The 17514-nt window shown below is 61.8% G+C and carries 15 protein-coding genes; 5 read left to right on the forward strand and 10 right to left on the reverse strand.

The features are described 5' to 3' along the window. Positions 1–5: 5 nt before the first annotated feature. The 5 genes from pstB to AB3G88_RS28090 all read right to left on the reverse strand — a co-directional run bounded on the left by pstB (position 6) and on the right by AB3G88_RS28090 (position 7584). The gene (gene pstB, locus AB3G88_RS28070) at positions 6–839 is read right to left on the reverse strand and encodes a phosphate ABC transporter ATP-binding protein PstB (RefSeq protein WP_027608247.1); all 834 of its coding nucleotides are present in this window, start codon (positions 837–839) and stop codon (positions 6–8) included. Between the two features lie 118 nt (positions 840–957). Then, positions 958–2628 (reverse strand): phosphate ABC transporter permease PstA, encoded by a 1671-nt coding sequence (gene pstA, locus AB3G88_RS28075; protein WP_099586058.1) that lies wholly within the window; start codon positions 2626–2628, stop codon positions 958–960. Positions 2629–2643: 15 nt separating this feature from the next. Then, the gene (locus tag AB3G88_RS28080; RefSeq protein ID WP_178075390.1) at positions 2644–4677 is read right to left on the reverse strand and encodes an ABC transporter permease subunit; all 2034 of its coding nucleotides are present in this window, start codon (positions 4675–4677) and stop codon (positions 2644–2646) included. Between the two features lie 384 nt (positions 4678–5061). Then, entirely contained in the window at positions 5062–6048 is a 987-nt protein-coding gene (locus tag AB3G88_RS28085) for a phosphate ABC transporter substrate-binding protein PstS (RefSeq protein ID WP_099586060.1), read from the reverse strand. A gap of 246 nt (positions 6049–6294) precedes the next feature. Next, positions 6295–7584, reverse strand: a complete 1290-nt coding sequence (locus AB3G88_RS28090) for an MFS transporter (protein ID WP_112192785.1) — start codon at positions 7582–7584, stop codon at positions 6295–6297. A 241-nt stretch (positions 7585–7825) separates the two neighbouring features. Here AB3G88_RS28090 and AB3G88_RS28095 point away from each other — a divergent pair, with 241 nt between their 5' ends. Both AB3G88_RS28095 and AB3G88_RS28100 read left to right on the forward strand, forming a co-directional pair. After that, a complete protein-coding gene (locus AB3G88_RS28095; RefSeq protein ID WP_003176975.1) occupies positions 7826–8230 on the forward strand; it encodes an acyl-CoA thioesterase in 405 nt (134 codons plus the stop codon). Between the two features lie 57 nt (positions 8231–8287). Next, positions 8288–9190, forward strand: a complete 903-nt coding sequence (locus AB3G88_RS28100) for a D-hexose-6-phosphate mutarotase (RefSeq protein ID WP_480452597.1) — start codon at positions 8288–8290, stop codon at positions 9188–9190. Positions 9191–9245: 55 nt separating this feature from the next. Here AB3G88_RS28100 and AB3G88_RS28105 read toward each other — a convergent pair whose 3' ends face one another. The 5 genes from AB3G88_RS28105 to AB3G88_RS28125 all read right to left on the reverse strand — a co-directional run bounded on the left by AB3G88_RS28105 (position 9246) and on the right by AB3G88_RS28125 (position 12980). Continuing rightward, positions 9246–9782 (reverse strand): DUF3299 domain-containing protein, encoded by a 537-nt coding sequence (locus tag AB3G88_RS28105; RefSeq protein WP_099586063.1) that lies wholly within the window; start codon positions 9780–9782, stop codon positions 9246–9248. A gap of 77 nt (positions 9783–9859) precedes the next feature. Continuing rightward, on the reverse strand, positions 9860–10105 hold the full coding sequence (locus AB3G88_RS28110) for a GlsB/YeaQ/YmgE family stress response membrane protein (RefSeq protein WP_099586064.1): 246 nt from the start codon (positions 10103–10105) through the stop codon (positions 9860–9862). 104 nt (positions 10106–10209) lie between these two features. Further along, the gene (locus AB3G88_RS28115; RefSeq protein ID WP_099586065.1) at positions 10210–11295 is read right to left on the reverse strand and encodes a 5-(carboxyamino)imidazole ribonucleotide synthase; all 1086 of its coding nucleotides are present in this window, start codon (positions 11293–11295) and stop codon (positions 10210–10212) included. A gap of 11 nt (positions 11296–11306) precedes the next feature. Then, complete coding sequence (purE, locus tag AB3G88_RS28120) at positions 11307–11798, reverse strand: 5-(carboxyamino)imidazole ribonucleotide mutase (protein ID WP_003176980.1); 492 nt, start codon at positions 11796–11798, stop codon at positions 11307–11309. 273 nt (positions 11799–12071) lie between these two features. Next, positions 12072–12980 (reverse strand): LysR substrate-binding domain-containing protein, encoded by a 909-nt coding sequence (locus AB3G88_RS28125; RefSeq protein WP_053127569.1) that lies wholly within the window; start codon positions 12978–12980, stop codon positions 12072–12074. A 182-nt stretch (positions 12981–13162) separates the two neighbouring features. On the opposite strand from AB3G88_RS28125, the gene aspA reads away from it, so the two are divergent. The 3 genes from aspA (at position 13163) to AB3G88_RS28140 (ending at position 17487) form a co-directional block, all read left to right on the forward strand. Continuing rightward, a complete protein-coding gene (gene aspA / locus AB3G88_RS28130; protein WP_032884466.1) occupies positions 13163–14587 on the forward strand; it encodes an aspartate ammonia-lyase in 1425 nt (474 codons plus the stop codon). A gap of 390 nt (positions 14588–14977) precedes the next feature. Beyond that, positions 14978–16423 (forward strand): alanine/glycine:cation symporter family protein, encoded by a 1446-nt coding sequence (locus tag AB3G88_RS28135; RefSeq protein WP_480452601.1) that lies wholly within the window; start codon positions 14978–14980, stop codon positions 16421–16423. A 77-nt stretch (positions 16424–16500) separates the two neighbouring features. After that, positions 16501–17487 carry an asparaginase gene (locus AB3G88_RS28140; RefSeq protein WP_480452603.1) on the forward strand — a complete coding sequence of 329 codons (987 nt, stop codon included), beginning with the start codon at positions 16501–16503 and terminating at the stop codon, positions 17485–17487. Positions 17488–17514 lie beyond the last annotated feature (27 nt).

Raw genomic sequence — 17514 nt, forward strand, 5'->3', positions numbered from 1 at the left:
GCTTCCTAGCCGTAGCGACCGGTGATGTAGTCTTCGGTCTGCTTTTTCGCCGGATTGGTGAACAGGGTATCGGTATCGCCGAATTCCACCAGCTTGCCCATGTACATGAACGCGGTGTAGTCGGAAACTCGCGCCGCCTGTTGCATGTTGTGGGTCACGATGACGATGGTGAACTTGGACTTGAGCTCGTAGATCAGCTCTTCCACTTTCAGGGTCGAGATGGGGTCGAGTGCCGAGCAGGGTTCGTCGAGCAGCAGCACTTCCGGCTCCACGGCGATGGTACGGGCGATCACCAGACGTTGCTGCTGGCCGCCGGACAAGCCCAGTGCCGACTCGTGCAGGCGGTCCTTGACCTCATCCCACAGCGCCGCGCCTTTCAAGGCCCACTCCACGGCTTCGTCGAGGATGCGCTTCTTGTTGATGCCCTGGATACGCAGGCCGTAGACCACGTTTTCGTAGATGGTCTTGGGGAACGGGTTGGGCTTCTGGAACACCATGCCCACGCGGCGACGCAACTCGGCCACGTCTTCGCCTTTGCGGTAGATGTTGGTGCCGTAGAGGTTGATCGCACCGTCCACACGGCAACCGTCGACCAGGTCGTTCATGCGGTTGAAGGTGCGCAACAGCGTGGACTTGCCGCAGCCCGACGGGCCGATGAAGGCAGTCACGCGCTGCTTGGGGATGTTCATGCTGACGTCGAACAGCGCCTGCTTGTCACCGTAGTACAGGCTCAGGCCTGGCACTTCGATGGCCACGGTTTCCTGGGCCAGGCTCAGGCTCTGCTTGTCGCGACCCAGGGCAGACATGTTGATGCCGTGGGAATGGGTGTCGTGTTGCATGGGATGCTCCCTGTGCTACCAATTCAGTTCGTTGAACCGCCGGAGCGGTTTACTCAAATTCTGTGTATGGCGCGGTCCAGTGTGGGAGGGGGCTTGCCCCCTCCCACATTGGATCGTGTCAGCTGTCCAACGCTTTGTATTTCTCGCGCAGGTGGTTACGTATCCACACCGCCGACAAGTTGAGCGTGGCGATCACCAGTACCAGCAGCAAGGCGGTGGCGTACACCAGTGGCCGTGCGGCTTCGACGTTGGGGCTCTGGAAGCCGACGTCATAAATGTGGAAGCCCAAGTGCATGATCTTCTGGTCCAGGTGCAGGTATGGGTAGTTGCCGTCCAGCGGCAGCGACGGGGCCAGTTTCACCACGCCTACCAGCATCAGCGGTGCCACTTCGCCAGCGGCACGGGCCACGGCGAGGATCATGCCGGTCATCATGGCCGGGCTGGCCATCGGCAGCACGATCTTCCACAGCGTTTCCGCCTTGGTCGCGCCCAGCGCCAGGGAACCCTCACGCACGGTGCGGGGAATCCGCGCCAGGCCTTCTTCGGTGGCCACGATCACCACCGGCACCGCCAGCAGCGCCAGGGTCAGCGAGGCCCACAGCAGGCCAGGCGTACCGAAGGTCGGTGCCGGCAGGGCTTCGGCGAAGAACAGCCGGTCAACCGAGCCACCCAGTACATACACGAAGAAACCCAGGCCGAACACGCCGTAGACGATGGCCGGTACGCCGGCCAGGTTGTTCACAGCGATGCGGATGATGCGGGTCAGGGTGTTCTGCTTGGCGTATTCACGCAGGTACACCGCCGCCAGTACGCCGAACGGGGTCACGATCATCGCCATGATCAGGGTCATCATCACGGTGCCGAAGATGGCCGGGAAAATCCCGCCTTCGGTGTTGGCTTCCCGTGGGTCATCGCTCAAAAATTCCCAGACCTTGCTGAAGTAGAAACCGATCTTGGTCAGCGTGCCCATGGCGTTCGGCTGGTAGGCGTGCACCACTTTGCCGATGCCGATTTCGATTTCCTTGCCATTGCCATCGCGAGCAGTCAGCGCATCGCGGTTGAACTGGGCGTGCAGGTCGGCCAGACGCGCTTCGATGTCCTGGTAACGGGCATTCAGCTCGGCGCGGTCAGCATCCATATCAGCCTGGGCGGTGGCATCGAGCTTGCCTTCCAGCTCCAGTTTACGACCGTGCAGGCGGATGCGTTCGAGGCCGGCGTTGATCGCGCCGATATCGGTTTTTTCCAGGCTCTTGAGCTGGGCGGCCAGCTTGTTGACGCGGTCGACGCGGGCTTGCAGTTCCGGCCACGCGGCCTCGCCTTCAGCGATGACCTTGCCATCCTGCTTGACGTTGACCAGGGTGCCGTAGAAGTTGCCCCACTCACGCCGCTCGATCGCCATCAGGTTTTTCGGCGTGGTCTGGTCCTTCAGCCATTCGCCAACGATCCAGGTGAAGTCGTTGCCATTCAAGTCCCGGTTGCCGACCTTGATCAGCTCGCGGGTCATGAATTCCGGGCCTTCATCGGGCACCGGCAGGCCAGCACTTTTCAGGCGCTCGCGGGGCACTTCTTCTTTCTGCACCACTTCGCCGATGACGATATGGTTTTCCTGGCCCGGCACGCTGTAGTTGGCCTGGATCAGGTCAGCCGGCCAGAAGTGGCCCAAACCACGCACCGCAATCACGGCCAGCAACCCAATGGTCATGATGACCGCGATGGACACCGCGCCACCGCTGATCCAGACGCCGGGGGCGCCGCTCTTGAACCATCCATTCAGGGAGTTCTGTTTCACAGACTTCTACCTTTCTTAAAGCGACGAGTATTTCTTGCGCAGACGCTGACGGATCAGCTCGGCGAGGGTGTTCATGATGAAGGTGAACAGCAGCAGCACCAGCGCAGAGAGGAACAGCACGCGGTAGTGACTGCCGCCCACTTCCGACTCCGGCATTTCCACCGCGACGTTGGCCGCGAGCGTTCGCAGGCCTTCGAACAGGTTCATCTCCATCACCGGCGTGTTGCCGGTGGCCATCAGCACGATCATGGTCTCGCCGACTGCACGGCCCATGCCGATCATCAGGGCGGAGAAGATGCCCGGGCTGGCGGTCAGGATCACCACCCGCGTCATGGTCTGCCACGGCGTGGCACCCAGGGCCAGCGAGCCCAGGGTCAGGCCGCGCGGCACGCTGAACACGGCGTCTTCGGCGATGGAGTAGATGTTCGGGATCACCGCGAACCCCATGGCCAGACCGACCACCAGGGCGTTGCGCTGGTCGTAGGTGATTCCCAGGTCGTGGGAGATCCACATGCGCATGTCGCCGCCGAAGAACCAGGTTTCCAGGTACGGGCTCATGTACAGCGAGAGCCAGCCCACAAACAGGATCACCGGGATCAGGATCGCGCTTTCCCAGCCATCGGGAACGCGCAGGCGAATCGACTCCGGCAAGCGGCTGAACACAAAGCCCGCCACCAGGATGCCAATCGGCAGCAGCATCAGCAGGCTGAAAATCCCCGGTAGATGCCCTTCCACGTATGGCGCCAGGAACAGGCCGGCGAAGAAGCCGAGGATCACGGTCGGCATCGCCTCCATCAACTCGATCACCGGCTTGACCTTGCGGCGCAGGCTCGGGGCCATGAAATAGGCGGTGTAGATCGCAGCGGCGACGGCCAGCGGTGCGGCCAGCAGCATGGCGTAGAACGCGGCCTTCAAGGTACCGAAGGTCAGCGGGGCCAGGCTCATCTTGGGTTCGAAGTCGGTGTTGGCAGCGGTCGATTGCCAGACGTATTTAGGCTCGTCGTAGTTTTCGTACCAGACCTTGCTCCACAACGCGCTCCAGGACACTTCCGGGTGCGGGTTGTCGAGCAGCAACGGTTGCAGCTTGCCGCCGGCTTCCACGATTACGCGGTTGGCCCGTGGCGACAGGCCGAACACGCCCTGGCCGTCGACCACCGGGTCGACCAGCAAAGTGCGATGGGCGGTGCTGTGGAACACACCGAACTGGCCGGAAGCGTCGAGGGCGGTGAAGCCCTTGCGGCGTTCTTCGGCGGTGATTTCAACGATGGGCGCCGTGCCCATCTGGAAGGTACGGATCTGCTTGAAGCGCTGCTCGCCATCCGGATCGCGGGCCATGAACCACTGGGCCAGGCCGCCTTTGGAGTTACCGATGATCAGCGAGATACCGCCGACCAGTTGGGTGCTGGCGGTGATTTCGGCGTTGCCATCTTCCAACAGTTTGTAGCGGCCGTTGAGGCTCTTGTCGCGCAGGCTGAACACATCGGCCAGGGCACGGCCGTTGATCACATACAGCCACTGCTGGCGCGGGTCGATGAAGATCGCCTTCACCGGCTCGGTCATTTGCGGCAGCTCGACACGCTTCTGCTCGCTGGTGACTTCGCCAGTCATCATGTTCTCTTCGCGGCTCAGGGTCAGCACGCTCAGGTGCGAACCGGCCGAACCTGCCACCACCAGGGAGGTGTCAGTGGCGTTGAGGGCTACATGTTCCAACGGGCGACCGGCGTCATCCAGCACGATCGGCGTTTCACCGTAAGGGTATTCAATCGCTGGCGTGATGGTTTTCTTGCCGTCCGGGTAGGACACTTTGTAGGTGTGGCGGAACACCAACGATTGGCCATTGGACAAACCAAGGATCACCAGCGGGCTGCCTGGCTGGTCTTCACCGATGGACGCGACGCTGGTCCCCACGGGAAGCGCCAGGTCGACGCGTTTGAGCTCGGCGCCAGTCTCTACATTAAAGAACAGCGCCTGGCCCTTGTCGGAAACCCGCATGCCGACCTGGTTCTGCTCTTCGAGGGAGATCATCAGCGGCTTGCCGGCGTCCTGGATCCAGGCCGGGGTGAGCGCCTCTTCCTTGGTCAACGAGGCACCCTGGAACAACGGCGCGACGACGTAGGCGAGGAAGAAGAAGATCAGGGTGATAGCACCGAGGACGGCGAGGCCGCCCACCAGCACGTACCAACGGGTCAGGCGATCTTTGAGCGCGCGAATGCGGCGCTTGCGTTGCAGCTCAGGCGTATTGAAATCAATGCGCTTGGGAGGAGAAGTCGTCGTCATGGTGGAATTGGCCAGATCATTCATGCGCACACCCTAGCGATCCTGTATGACAGAAAGATGACAGTGCAGTGACGCAACAAATCCGCCGCGAAGCATAGCTGGCAGCGGACTAGAAAATTCGGATGCGGGGCCGGTATGCCGGCCCCGCGAAGGCAATCAGTTGCCTTCTTTCAGACCCAGGTCAGCCAGGGCCTTGGCGGCCACTTTGGCTGGCAGTGGGATGTAGCCGTCTTTCACTACAACTTCCTGGCCCTGTTTGGACAGAACCAGTTTCACGAACTCAGCTTCCAGCGGAGCCAGAGGCTTGTTCGGGGCTTTGTTGACATACACGTAGAGGAAACGCGACAGCGGGTACTTGCCGTTCAGGGCGTTTTCTTCGGTGTCTTCGATGTAGTCAGTGCTGCCTTTCTTGGCCAGAGGCACGGTTTTCACGCTGGCGGTCTTGTAACCGATGCCCGAGTAACCGATGCCGTTCAGCGAGGAGCTGATCGACTGCACGACCGAAGCCGAGCCTGGTTGTTCATTCACGTTAGGCTTGTAATCGCCTTTGCACAGGGCTTCTTCCTTGAAGTAGCCGTAGGTGCCGGACACCGAGTTACGACCGAAGAGCTGCACTGGCTTGTTGGCCAGGTCGCCGGTCACGCCCAGCTCGCCCCAGGTTTTCACGTCGGCTTTGCCGCCGCACAGACGCGTCGAGGAGAAGATCGCGTCCACTTGCTCCATGGTCAGGTGCTGGATCGGGTTGTCCTTGTGCACGAACACGGCCAGGGCATCCACGGCCACCGGGATAGCGGTTGGCTTGTAGCCGTACTTCTGCTCGAAGGCAGCCAGTTCGGTGTCCTTCATCTTGCGGCTCATCGGGCCCAGGTTGGAGGTGCCTTCAGTCAGCGCAGGTGGCGCAGTAGCGGAGCCGGCAGCTTGAATCTGGATGTTGACGTTCGGGTATTCCTTTTTGTAACCCTCGGCCCACAGGGTCATCAGGTTAGCCAGGGTATCGGAACCGACGCTGGACAAGTTGCCCGACACACCAGTGGTCTTAACGTACGCCGGGATTGCCGGATCAACACCAGCGGCCACCGCGTTGGCGGTCGCAACGCCAGCAGCGACAAAAGTCATTGCCGCCATCAAACGTTTCAGTTTCATGCCTTGCTCCTAGCAGATAGGGATAGTTGGATCGGGGCCAAGTATCGGTAGGCCGTGTGAACACTCTATGTCTGCAATGTGACAGTTAGATGAAAGGCCACTATTTAAGAATTTCCTGACAGGAAGGGAGAAGGCCAATGAATAAGGGACTTGCGAGGAGGTTGGAGCGCTTGAAGCGGGGGGTTCGCAAACCCCTATAGAGCCTGTGGCGAGCGAGCTTGCTCGCCACAGGGGAACCGGGTGATTTTAACGCCCGCGTTTCCACAGATACACGCCTACTCCCATCCCCATCACACACAGGGCAGCCACGTAGTAAGACGGGCCCATCGGGCTTTCTTTCATCAGCAGCGAGACAGCCAGTGGCGTCAGACCGCCGAACACGGCATAGGCCACGTTGTAGGAAAACGACAAGCCGCTGAAACGCACCACGGGTGGGAAGGCTTTGACCATCACGTACGGCACCACGCCGATTGTGCCGACAAACAGACCGGTCAAGGCGTACAGCGGGAACAGCCAGTCCGGGTGAGCCAACAGGCTGTGGTAGAGCGTCCAAGAAGTGGCCAGCAGCAGCGCGCAACCGCTAATGAGCACGCGGCCCGCACCGAAGCGGTCAGCCAAGGCGCCGGAGGCGATGCAGCCCAGGCTCAGGGTCACGATGGCCAGGCTGTTGGCTTGCAGCGCTACGGTCGGGCTGAAGTGGTAGATGGTTTGCAGCACGGTCGGGGTCATGAGGATAACCACCACCACGCCGGCCGACAGCAACCAGGTCAGCAGCATCGACAGCACGATGGCGCCACGGTGGTCGCGCAGTACCGCGCGCAATGGCAGCTCGGCGGCCAACGTCTTGCGTTGCTGCATTTCGGCGAAGATCGGCGTTTCGTGCAGCCAGCGACGCAGGTACACCGACAGCAGGCCGAACACGCCACCCAGCAGGAACGGAATACGCCAGGCGTAATCCGAGACCTGCTCAGGGGTATAAAGCGTGTTGATTGCGGTGGCCACCAGCGAACCCAGCAGGATACCGGCCGTAAGGCCGCTGGTCAGGGTACCGCAGGCGTAGCCGATATGGCGTGGAGGTACGTGTTCGGAGACGAACACCCACGCGCCCGGCACTTCGCCGCCAATCGCCGCGCCCTGGATGACGCGCATCAGCAGCAACAGGATCGGCGCCCACAGGCCGATCTGCGCGTAGGTCGGCAGCAGGCCCATGATCAGGGTCGGTACGGCCATCATGAAGATGCTCAGGGTGAACATTTTCTTGCGGCCCAGCAGGTCGCCGAAGTGCGCCATGATGATGCCGCCCAGTGGGCGGGCCAGGTAACCGGCGGCGAAGATGCCGAAGGTTTGCATCATGCGCAGCCATTCAGGCATGTCGGCAGGGAAGAACAGTTTTCCGACCACGGTGGCGAAAAACACGAAAATGATGAAATCGTAGAACTCCAGCGCCCCGCCCAAGGCAGACAGCGACAGGGTTTTGTAGTCGTTGCGGGTCAGCGGGCGCGAAGGCTGCGCACTGCTTGCGGGCACGGAGGACATGGCAAGGCTTCTCTTATTAGTCAGGACGGCAGATCCGGTGTGCTGGCTGAGCCAGGACGGGTTGGGCAAGATAGCAAATCGCTTGCAAAAGCACATCACAAGCACAGTTGCCGCAAAAAGCCACGATACAGCGGCCAATTGCCGACCAAATCAGCCACAGAAGGTCGTCGCGGCGCAAGGGTGTCGATATACTCGGCCCACGCACGCGCAAGAACCCGCAGTCTTGAGAGGCATCTCCGGCATGATCGAACTCGAACAAGAAGACCCTATCCCGCAAGGCGACCTCGCCCTGCAAATCACCGCGCTTCCGCGCGAGACCAACGGCTTTGGCGATATCTTCGGCGGCTGGCTGGTCGCGCAGATGGACCTGGCCGGCACGGCAATGGCCAGCAAGGTCGCGGGCGGTCGCGTGGCCACCGTGGCGATTGATCGCATGGCGTTTCTGGTGCCGGTGGCAGTGGGCGCGCAGTTGTCCTTCTATACCCAGGCCCTGGAAATCGGCCGCAGTTCGATCCAGATGATGGTCGAAGTGTGGAGCGACGACCCGCTGTCCAGCGAATGGCGCAAGGTCACCGAGGCAGTGTTTGTGTTCGTCGCCATCGACGGCAGTGGCCGCACGCGTTCGGTGCCGTCGCGCGCACGTTAAACCTCGCCGGGTTTTGACGGTCCATTGCCCCATTGCCTGCCATGAAGAGTGCTGTGTATGCCTACGCCCCACGTTGAAACCCTGAAAATCGACGAGCTGGACTGCTGGCGTATCCGCCACAACGGCGCGCAATTGATGGTCGCCCAGCAGGGCGCGCATATCTTCAGTTACGGGCGTGAGGGCGAGCAGCCGCTGATCTGGCCTAACCCGGCGGCGGTGTTCAAGCAAGGCAAAGGCATCCGAACCGGTGTACCGGTGTGCTGGCCATGGTTTGGCGTGTTCGACCGCAACCCGCAAAGCGTAATAAAGGCGATGCGCCAGAGTGACCAACCTGCCGGCGCCCACGGTTTTGCGCGTACGGCACGCTGGGAATTGGCGGGGAGCGAACTGGAAGGCGAAGCACTGCGCGTGGACCTGACACTGCCCGTACCGGCAGGCGGCTTCCCCGGCTGGCCCCATCAGGTTGACCTGACACTGAGCCTGCGGCTGGACGACCAACTGCACATCCGCCTGACCAGCCACAACCGGGGCACCGACACCGTCACCCTGAGCCAGGCGCTGCACACCTACTTCGCCGTCAGCGATGTGCGCAACGTGCAGGTCGACGGCCTGGACGGCTCGGCGTACATCGACACCGCCGATGGCTGGAGCGAGAAGAAGCAATCCGGCCTGCTGCATTTCAGTGCCGAGACCGACCGCATCTATCTCGACACGCCTGCAAAGCTCAACATCGTCGACAAGGATTGGCAGCGCCGTATCCAGCTCATCAGCGAAGGCTCGAAATCCACCGTGATCTGGAACCCCTGGACCGAACGCGCCAAGGCCTTCGACGACATGGCCGACGATGGCTGGACAGGCATGCTGTGCATCGAGACGGCGAATGTGCTGGAGGATGTGGTGGCGCTGGCGCCGGGTGAACATCACACGTTGGGCGTGAGCATCTGCGGTATAGCTCTGTAAACCCAATCAAATGTGGGAGGGGCTTGCCCCCTCCCACATGGTTATGTGTCGGGTTCTAGAGGTCTGACTCCTTCACCACCCGCACCTTCCCCGCATCCAGCGCATACGCCGCATCCGCCAAGTCATTGTTGACCTTCTCCACCTTCAACGTGCCCGTCACCCACAGCGGCGTGTAGATATCATCCAGCTTCAGCCCCTTGGGATAACGCACCAGCACCAATTGATTAGGCGGCGGTGGCGGCACGTGGATGCACGCGCCTGGGTACGGCACCAGGAAGAACAGCGTGCTACGGCCCTTGGCATCGGTTTCCAACGGCACCGGGTAGCCACCGATACGGATGTTCTTGCCGTTCATGGCCGCCACGGTCTTGGTCGAATACATCACCGCGGGCAAGCCTTTGCTCTGCTTCAAACCACCCTTGTCGGTAAAGGTGCCTTGAGCTTCCGGGGAGTTGTGGTCGATCTCGGGCATGGCTTCGAGGGCCTTTTGGTCCGACATCGGCATCAGGTCGAGCCAGTCGGTTTCCGGCAATTCACTGGCGTGCGCCAGGCCAGAGCCCAGCAGGAGGAGAGTCAACAGAAGACGGCGCATGGAGAGGCTCGGCAATTACAAGTGCCGAGCATTCTAGCCCTCTGCGCCTGCGCAGCGCAGAGGACTTTGTCGGCTGATTACTTCTTTTTGATCAGGCCGTAGATCACCAGCAGGATGATCGCCCCGACCAGCGCGCCCAGAAAGCCTGCGCCCTGACCCGCTTGGTAGATACCCAGTGCCTGACCACCGTAGGTCGCGGCCAGGGAGCCGGCAATACCCAGCAGGATGGTCATGATCCAGCCCATGCTGTCGTCGCCTGGCTTGAGGAAACGCGCGAGCAGGCCGACGATCAAGCCGATAAAGATGGTTCCGATGATACCCATGGCATTTCCCTCTGAATGAAGTGAGCTATGCCAAAGCCTAGTCAGGCTTTGGCATCCTGCAATCAGAGAGACGACGGTCACCAATGGTTCCCGTCGGGCTTGGCTTATTGCTCGGCGATCAGCGCTTCAACCTTGAGGATCTGCGCTTGCAGCGTCGCGCGGTCCTTGCAGCGCAGGTTGGCGTGGCCGACCTTGCGCCCGGCCTTGAAGGCTTTGCCGTAGTGATGCACGTGGCAATCGTCAATCGCCATCACACGCTCAACCGGCGGCACCACACCGATGAAGTTGAGCATGGCGCTCTCGCCGATCTTGGCCGTGGAGCCCAGGGGCAAGCCCGCTACCGCCCGCAGGTGGTTTTCGAACTGGCTGCACTCGGCGCCTTCAGTAGTCCAGTGCCCGGAGTTGTGCACGCGCGGGGCGATTTCGTTGGCCTTGAGGCCGCCGTCGACTTCAAAGAATTCGAACGCCATCACGCCGACATAATCCAGTTGCTTGAGCACACGGCTGGAATAGTCTTCGGCCAGCGCCTGCAACGGGTGCTCGGTACTGGCCACGGACAGCTTGAGAATGCCGCTGTCGTGGGTGTTGTGCACCAATGGGTAAAAGCGGGTCTCGCCATCACGGGCCCGCACGGCAATCAGCGAGACTTCACCGGTGAACGGCACGAAGCCTTCCAGCAGGCAGGCGACGCTGCCCAGTTCGGCGAAGGTGCCGACCACATCGGCAGCGGTGCGCAGGACCTTCTGGCCCTTGCCGTCGTAGCCCAGGGTACGGGTTTTCAACACGGCTGGCAGGCCGATGCTGGCGACAGCGGCGTCCAGGTCCGCCTGGGACTGGATGTCGGCGAAGGCGGGAGTCGGAATGCCCAGGTCCTTGAACATGCTCTTTTCGAACCAGCGGTCGCGAGCAATGCGCAGGGCTTCGGCGCTCGGGTACACCGGCACGAACTGCGACAGGAAGGCCACGGTTTCGGCCGGGACGCTTTCGAACTCGAAGGTCACCAGGTCGACCTCATCGGCCAGTTGGCGCAGGTGGTCCGGGTCGCTGTAGTCAGCACGCAGGTGTTCACCCAGGGCCGCAGCGCAGGCGTCCGGCGCCGGGTCCAGGAAAGCGAAGTTCATCCCCAGCGGGGTACCCGCCAAAGCCAGCATGCGGCCCAGTTGGCCGCCACCGATTACACCGATTTTCATCGTCAACAACCTCAGGCGATACGTGGGTCTGGATTGTCCAGCACGCTGTCTGTCTGCTCAGCACGGAATTTTTTCAGCACCGCGTGGAACTGCGGATGCTTGGCGCCCAAGATGCTGGCGGACAGCAGGGCAGCGTTGATCGCACCAGCCTTGCCGATCGCCAGGGTAGCCACCGGGATACCGGCCGGCATCTGCACGATGGACAACAGCGAATCCACGCCCGAGAGCATTGCCGACTGCACCGGTACGCCCAGCACTGGCAGGTGAGTCTTGGCTGCACACATGCCCGGCAGGTGCGCTGCGCCGCCGGCACCGGCGATGATTACCTCGATGCCACGGGATTCTGCTTCATCGGCATACTGGAACAGCAAATCCGGGGTGCGGTGGGCAGAGACCACTTTCACTTCATACGGAATGCCGAGTTTTTCCAGCATATCGGCGGTGTGGCTAAGGGTGGACCAATCGGACTTGGAGCCCATGATCACGCCAACCAATGCACTCATCGTCGTGCCTCTTCTCTCTGGGCGCCCGCAGGCGCGTCAAAAAACAACAAGCCACGCGGGAAATCCGGCGTGGCTTGGTGTACGAATTAAGGCCGGTTGGACCGGCCGAAGGCCGCGCAGTATACCGTAATAATCCAGATAAACAGCCCCTGGGATGACCATCTGTCTTACCGCCCAAACCGGCGGTTTTATTGACTCAAGAGTCAGTCAAAAACACTGCAAAACCCTGTGGGAGGGGGCAAGCCCCCCTCCCACATTTGATTCGTGTTTGGCTCAGGTACTTTGGGCAGCGCCACCTTCCAACTTGCGCCACAACAACCGCACATTCGCCTTGCGCACCAACGCACACCGATACAGGCGAATCTCCAGCGGCACATGCCATTGCGGCCCGCCGCACACCACCAGTTCGCCACGGGCCAATTCCGCCCGCACACTCAGTTGCGGCACCCAGGCGATGCCCAGGCCTTCCAGGGCCATGCTTTTGAGGCTGTCGGCCATGGCGGTTTCGTACACGGTGGTAAAACGCAGTGCGCGCTGGCGCAGCAGTAAATGCACCGAACGCCCGAGGAAGGCACCCGCGCTGTAGGCCAGCAACGGCACGCTGCCCTCGCCTTCCAGGTCAAACAGCGGTTTGCCGTCGGCATCGGCGGCGCACACCGGGAGCATTTCGGTGTTGCCCAAATGCAGCGACGGGAAGATTTCCGCGTCCATCTGCATCGCCGCGTCCGGGTCGTAGAACGCCAGCATCAGGTCGCAGCCACCTTCGCGCAGGGCGTGCACGGCATCGCCGACGTTGGTGGCGACCAGCCGCGTGGCGATGTTCAAACCCTCGTTGCGCAACTGCGCGATCCAGCGCGGGAAGAAACCCAGCGCCAGGGAGTGGGCGGCGGCCACTTGCATGACTTCGCCCTGCCCGCCTTCCAAATGATGCAAATGGCGCAGCACTTCACCAAGCTGCTCGACCACGGTGCGCGCGGTGACCAGAAACAGTTGCCCCGCCGCCGTCAGCTCCACCGGGGTGCGTGAGCGATTGACCAGGGTCAGCCCGAGCGCGGCCTCAAGGCTGCGGATACGTCGACTGAACGCCGGCTGGGTGACAAAGCGCCGCTCCGCCGCCTGGGAAAAGCTGCGCGTCGCCGCCAAGGCGCTGAAGTCTTCCAGCCATTTGCTCTCAAGGTTCATCACTGCCTCCCACGGGTACGCACCATTTTGGCACACACGCCCGCCATCATAGCCGGGTCACATCTGCATTATGCCGTTTATGCATAGGCCAGTGCTGAACAGCATTGGCCCAAATTTTCCTACAAGCCTAGCATTCGCGGTGTTCCGGCCTGTTCCGGGTCCCTATCGAGATGATTTCCGTCATGTCCTCCGCTGCATCATTCCGCACAGAAAAAGACCTGCTTGGCGTACTCGAAGTACCCGCCCAAGCGTATTACGGCATCCAGACCCTGCGAGCGGTGAATAACTTCCGCCTCTCGGGCGTTCCGATTTCGCATTACCCGAAATTGGTGGTCGGCCTGGCAATGGTCAAGCAAGCAGCCGCTGATGCCAACCGCGAGTTGGGCCAGCTCAGCGAAGCCAAGCACGCTGCCATCAGCGAAGCCTGTGCCCGTCTGATCCGCGGCGATTTCCACGAAGAGTTCGTGGTGGACATGATTCAAGGCGGCGCCGGCACTTCAACCAACATGAATGCCAACGAAGTCATCGCCAACATCGCGCTGGAGGCCATGGGTCACCAGAAGGGCGAATACCAATACCTGCACCCCAACAACGACGTGAACATGGCGCAGTCGACCAACGACGCCTACCCGACCGCGATCCGCCTGGGTCTGCTGCTGGGCCATGACGCACTGCTGGCCAGCCTCGACAGCCTGATCCAAGCCTTCGCCGCCAAAGGCGTCGAGTTCGGCCATGTGCTGAAAATGGGCCGCACCCAACTGCAAGACGCCGTGCCGATGACCCTCGGCCAGGAATTCCGCGCCTTCGCCACCACCCTCAGCGAAGACCTGGCCCGCCTGAAAACCCTGGCGCCAGAGTTGCTGACCGAAGTGAACCTGGGCGGCACCGCCATCGGCACCGGCATCAACGCCGACCCGCGTTACCAGGCCCTGGCCGTACAACGCCTGGCCACCATCAGCGGCCAGCCGCTGGTACCGGCTGCCGACTTGATCGAAGCCACCTCCGACATGGGCGCCTTCGTGCTGTTCTCCGGCATGCTCAAGCGTACCGCCGTGAAGCTGTCGAAGATCTGCAACGACCTGCGCCTGCTGTCCAGCGGCCCACGCACCGGGATCAACGAGATCAACCTGCCGGCGCGTCAGCCAGGCAGCTCGATCATGCCTGGCAAGGTCAACCCGGTGATCCCGGAAGCCGTGAACCAGGTTGCATTCCAAGTGATCGGCAACGACCTGGCCCTGACCATGGCGGCCGAAGGCGGCCAGTTGCAACTGAACGTGATGGAGCCGTTGATCGCTTTCAAGATCTTCGACTCGATCCGCCTGCTGCAACGCGCCATGGACATGCTGCGCGAACACTGCATCGTCGGCATCACCGCCAACGAAGCGCGCTGCCGCGAACTGGTGGAGCATTCCATCGGCCTGGTCACCGCGCTGAACCCGTACATTGGCTATGAAAACGCCACCCGCATCGCGCGTATCGCTCTCGAAAGCGGCCGCGGCGTGCTGGAACTGGTGCGCGAAGAAGGCTTGCTCGACGACGCCATGCTCGACGACATCCTGCGCCCCGAAAACATGATCGCTCCACGCTTGGTCCCGTTGAAGGCCTAAGCGTTTGTTGCACTGCTCACCAGGTTGAGGGACTAGACACCTCTCACCTTTTGAGGGCCCGAAGGCTCGTTCTTCAGGCCCTTTTTTTTGCCTCAAGGTTGTGAAATGACGCCCATAAAAAATCCAATATCGCCCTGCAAACCCACCTTGCCTGTAACAGCTTGGCTGAAACCTTTAATCAGCCCGAGCAGACGGATCACGTTCGCCTAGGTATAGTGCCGCCCCTCTCGCGTCTGCGGCCGTCGGTAACGAGGCCCGGTACAGCGCGAAACCGCATGAATAACAACCCGCAAAAGGATTGGGGTCGAACGGTCGTGCACTGCCTGGTGCTTAGCGATTGCGTCGAACCGTCCTGCGTTTGCCATTAGAAAAATCAGCGAGGAACACTCCATGCTCGAAGTCATCAACGACTTCCTCTCAGGGAAAGTACTGATCGTGCTCATTGTCGGGCTCGGCGGTTATTTCACGATCCGCTCGCGTTTCGTACAACTGCGTCACTTTTTCCATATGTTCTCGGTGTTCAAAGACAGCCTGAAGAGCAGCTCCGGCCAACTCAGCTCGTTCCAGGCGCTGATGCTCAGCCTGGCCGGCCGCGTAGGCGCCGGCAACATCGCCGGTGTCGGCATTGCCGTTACCCTTGGCGGCCCAGGTGCCGTGTTCTGGATGTGGGTCACCGCGTTGGTGGGCATGTCGTCGAGCTTTATCGAGTGCTCCCTCGGCCAGCTGTACAAGCGCACTGACGCAGAGGGCACCTACCGTGGCGGCCCGGCCTATTACATCCAGCACGGCCTGCAAAAACGCTGGCTGGGTATGGTGATGGCGTTCCTGCTGCTGGTGACCTTCGGCTTCGCGTTCAACGGCCTGCAAGCCCACGCCGTGACCCACTCGCTCAACAACGCCTTCGGCCTCGACACCACCTACACCGGCCTGGCCCTGGCGGCATTGCTGGGCCTGGTGTTCATCGGCGGGATCAAGCGCATCGCCTCGATCGCCGACCTGCTGGTGCCGGTCAAGACCCTGATCTATATCGCCGTGACCCTGTACGTGATCGTGCTGCAATTCGACCACGTACCGGCCATGCTCGCGACCATCGTCAAGAGCGCGTTCGGCCTCGACCAGGCCTTCGGTGGCCTGGTGGGCAGCGCAATCATCATGGGTGTGAAGCGCGGCGTGTTCGCCAACGAAGCCGGTTTGGGCAGTGCGCCTAACGTGGCAGCGGTGGCCTCCGTAGAACACCCGATCGCCCAGGGAGTGGTCCAGGCGTTCAGCGTGTTCCTCGACACCTTCGTGATCTGCACCTGCACCGCGCTGCTGATCCTGCTTTCCGGCTTCTATACCCCAGGTTTTGAAGGCGACGGCATTGCCCTGACCCAGAACTCCCTGGCGGCAGTGGTCGGTGACTGGGGCCGCATGTTCATCTCGGTGGCCCTGGCGTTGTTCGTGTTCACCTCGATCATGTACAACTACTACCTCGGCGAGAGCAACCTGCGCTTCCTGGTGGGCAATAACCGCAAGGTGCTGATGGGCTACCGCGCATTGGTACTGGCGCTGATTTTCTGGGGCTCCATCGAGAACCTGAGCACGGTGTTCGCGTTTGCCGACATCACCATGACCCTGCTGGCCTTCGTTAACCTGTTCGCCCTGGCGTTCCTGTTCAAGATCGCCATGCGCATCCTGAACGACTACGACAACCAGCGCGCCGCAGGCATCAAGACCCCGGTGTTCGACTCCAGCCAGTTCCCTGACCTGGACCTGGACCGCACGGCTTGGCCGGCAAACCCGGTGAAACCCGAAGCGGCCCCGGCGGCGGAACTGAGCGCTCAAGCGCAACGTTAATCGCAGCTAGATGACACGCCGCCCGGCCTTGGGCATGCTCTGGGCCCGGCGGCGTTTTTCGTTCAGGAGATTCTTCGATGCAACCAGCTTACAACGTGATGGTGCTCTACACCGGCGGCACCATCGGCATGCAGGCCAGCGCCAATGGCCTGGCCCCGGCATCCGGCTTTGAAGCGCGCATGCGCGAGCAGCTCGCCAACCAGCCAGTGCCCACGTGGCGCTTCCGGGAAATGGCGCCGCTGATCGACAGCGCCAACATGACGCCCGCTTATTGGCAGCGCCTGCACACCGCCGTGATCGACGCCGTGGACGCGGGTTGCGACGCGGTGTTGATCCTGCACGGCACCGACACCCTGGCCTACAGCGCAGCCGCCATGAGCTTCCAACTGCTGGGCCTGCCGGCGCCGGTGGTGTTTACCGGCTCGATGTTGCCGGCGGGCGTGCCGGACAGCGATGCCTGGGAAAACGTCAGCGGAGCACTGGCGGCGTTGGATCAAGGCCTGGCGCCCGGCGTGCATTTGTATTTCCACGGCGCGCTGATGGCCCCGACCCGTTGCGCGAAGATCCGCAGCTTTGGTCGCCATCCGTTTGCAGCACTGCAGCGCAGCAGCGGCGCGAGCAAGGCCGATACAACCCCGGCAGCCCTGGACTACCGTCAGCCCAAGGCGCTGGCCAACATCGGTGTGCTGCCGCTGGTGCCGGGCATGAGCGCCGTGCAATTGGATGCCATGATCGACAGCGGTATCCAGGCGTTGGTCCTGGAGTGTTATGGCAGCGGCACCGGCCCCAGCGACAACCCGACCTTCCTCGACAGCCTCAAACGGGCCCAGGAGCAGGGTGTGGTCGTGGTGGCAATCACGCAATGCCATGAAGGCGGTGTAGAACTGGATGTGTACGAAGCGGGCAGCCGCCTGCGTGGCGTAGGCGTGTTGTCGGGCGGTGGGATGACCCGTGAGGCGGCGTTCGGCAAGCTCAACGCGCTGATCGGCGCCGGCCTCGCCACCGCCGAGGTTCGCCGCCTGGTGGAGCTGGACCTGTGCGGTGAGCTGATCGCCTATACATAATCACCTCCGCCGCTGACCTGTCGGTCC

It is taken from the genome of Pseudomonas arvensis, assembly GCF_056688935.1.

Excerpts from the sequence above, each read along its gene's own strand:
- pstB (WP_027608247.1), bottom strand. The coding sequence starts at position 839 with ATGCAACACGACACCCATTCCCACGGCATCAACATGTCTGCCCTGGGT.
- AB3G88_RS28085 (WP_099586060.1), bottom strand. The coding sequence starts at position 6,048 with ATGAAACTGAAACGTTTGATGGCGGCAATGACTTTTGTCGCTGCTGGC.
- AB3G88_RS28090 (WP_112192785.1), bottom strand. The coding sequence starts at position 7,584 with ATGTCCTCCGTGCCCGCAAGCAGTGCGCAGCCTTCGCGCCCGCTGACC.
- AB3G88_RS28095 (WP_003176975.1), top strand. The coding sequence starts at position 7,826 with ATGATCGAACTCGAACAAGAAGACCCTATCCCGCAAGGCGACCTCGCC.
- AB3G88_RS28100 (WP_480452597.1), top strand. The coding sequence starts at position 8,288 with ATGCCTACGCCCCACGTTGAAACCCTGAAAATCGACGAGCTGGACTGC.
- AB3G88_RS28105 (WP_099586063.1), bottom strand. The coding sequence starts at position 9,782 with ATGCGCCGTCTTCTGTTGACTCTCCTCCTGCTGGGCTCTGGCCTGGCG.
- AB3G88_RS28110 (WP_099586064.1), bottom strand. The coding sequence starts at position 10,105 with ATGGGTATCATCGGAACCATCTTTATCGGCTTGATCGTCGGCCTGCTC.
- AB3G88_RS28115 (WP_099586065.1), bottom strand. The coding sequence starts at position 11,295 with ATGAAAATCGGTGTAATCGGTGGCGGCCAACTGGGCCGCATGCTGGCT.
- purE (WP_003176980.1), bottom strand. The coding sequence starts at position 11,798 with ATGAGTGCATTGGTTGGCGTGATCATGGGCTCCAAGTCCGATTGGTCC.
- AB3G88_RS28125 (WP_053127569.1), bottom strand. The coding sequence starts at position 12,980 with ATGAACCTTGAGAGCAAATGGCTGGAAGACTTCAGCGCCTTGGCGGCG.
- aspA (WP_032884466.1), top strand. The coding sequence starts at position 13,163 with ATGTCCTCCGCTGCATCATTCCGCACAGAAAAAGACCTGCTTGGCGTA.
- AB3G88_RS28135 (WP_480452601.1), top strand. The coding sequence starts at position 14,978 with ATGCTCGAAGTCATCAACGACTTCCTCTCAGGGAAAGTACTGATCGTG.
- AB3G88_RS28140 (WP_480452603.1), top strand. The coding sequence starts at position 16,501 with ATGCAACCAGCTTACAACGTGATGGTGCTCTACACCGGCGGCACCATC.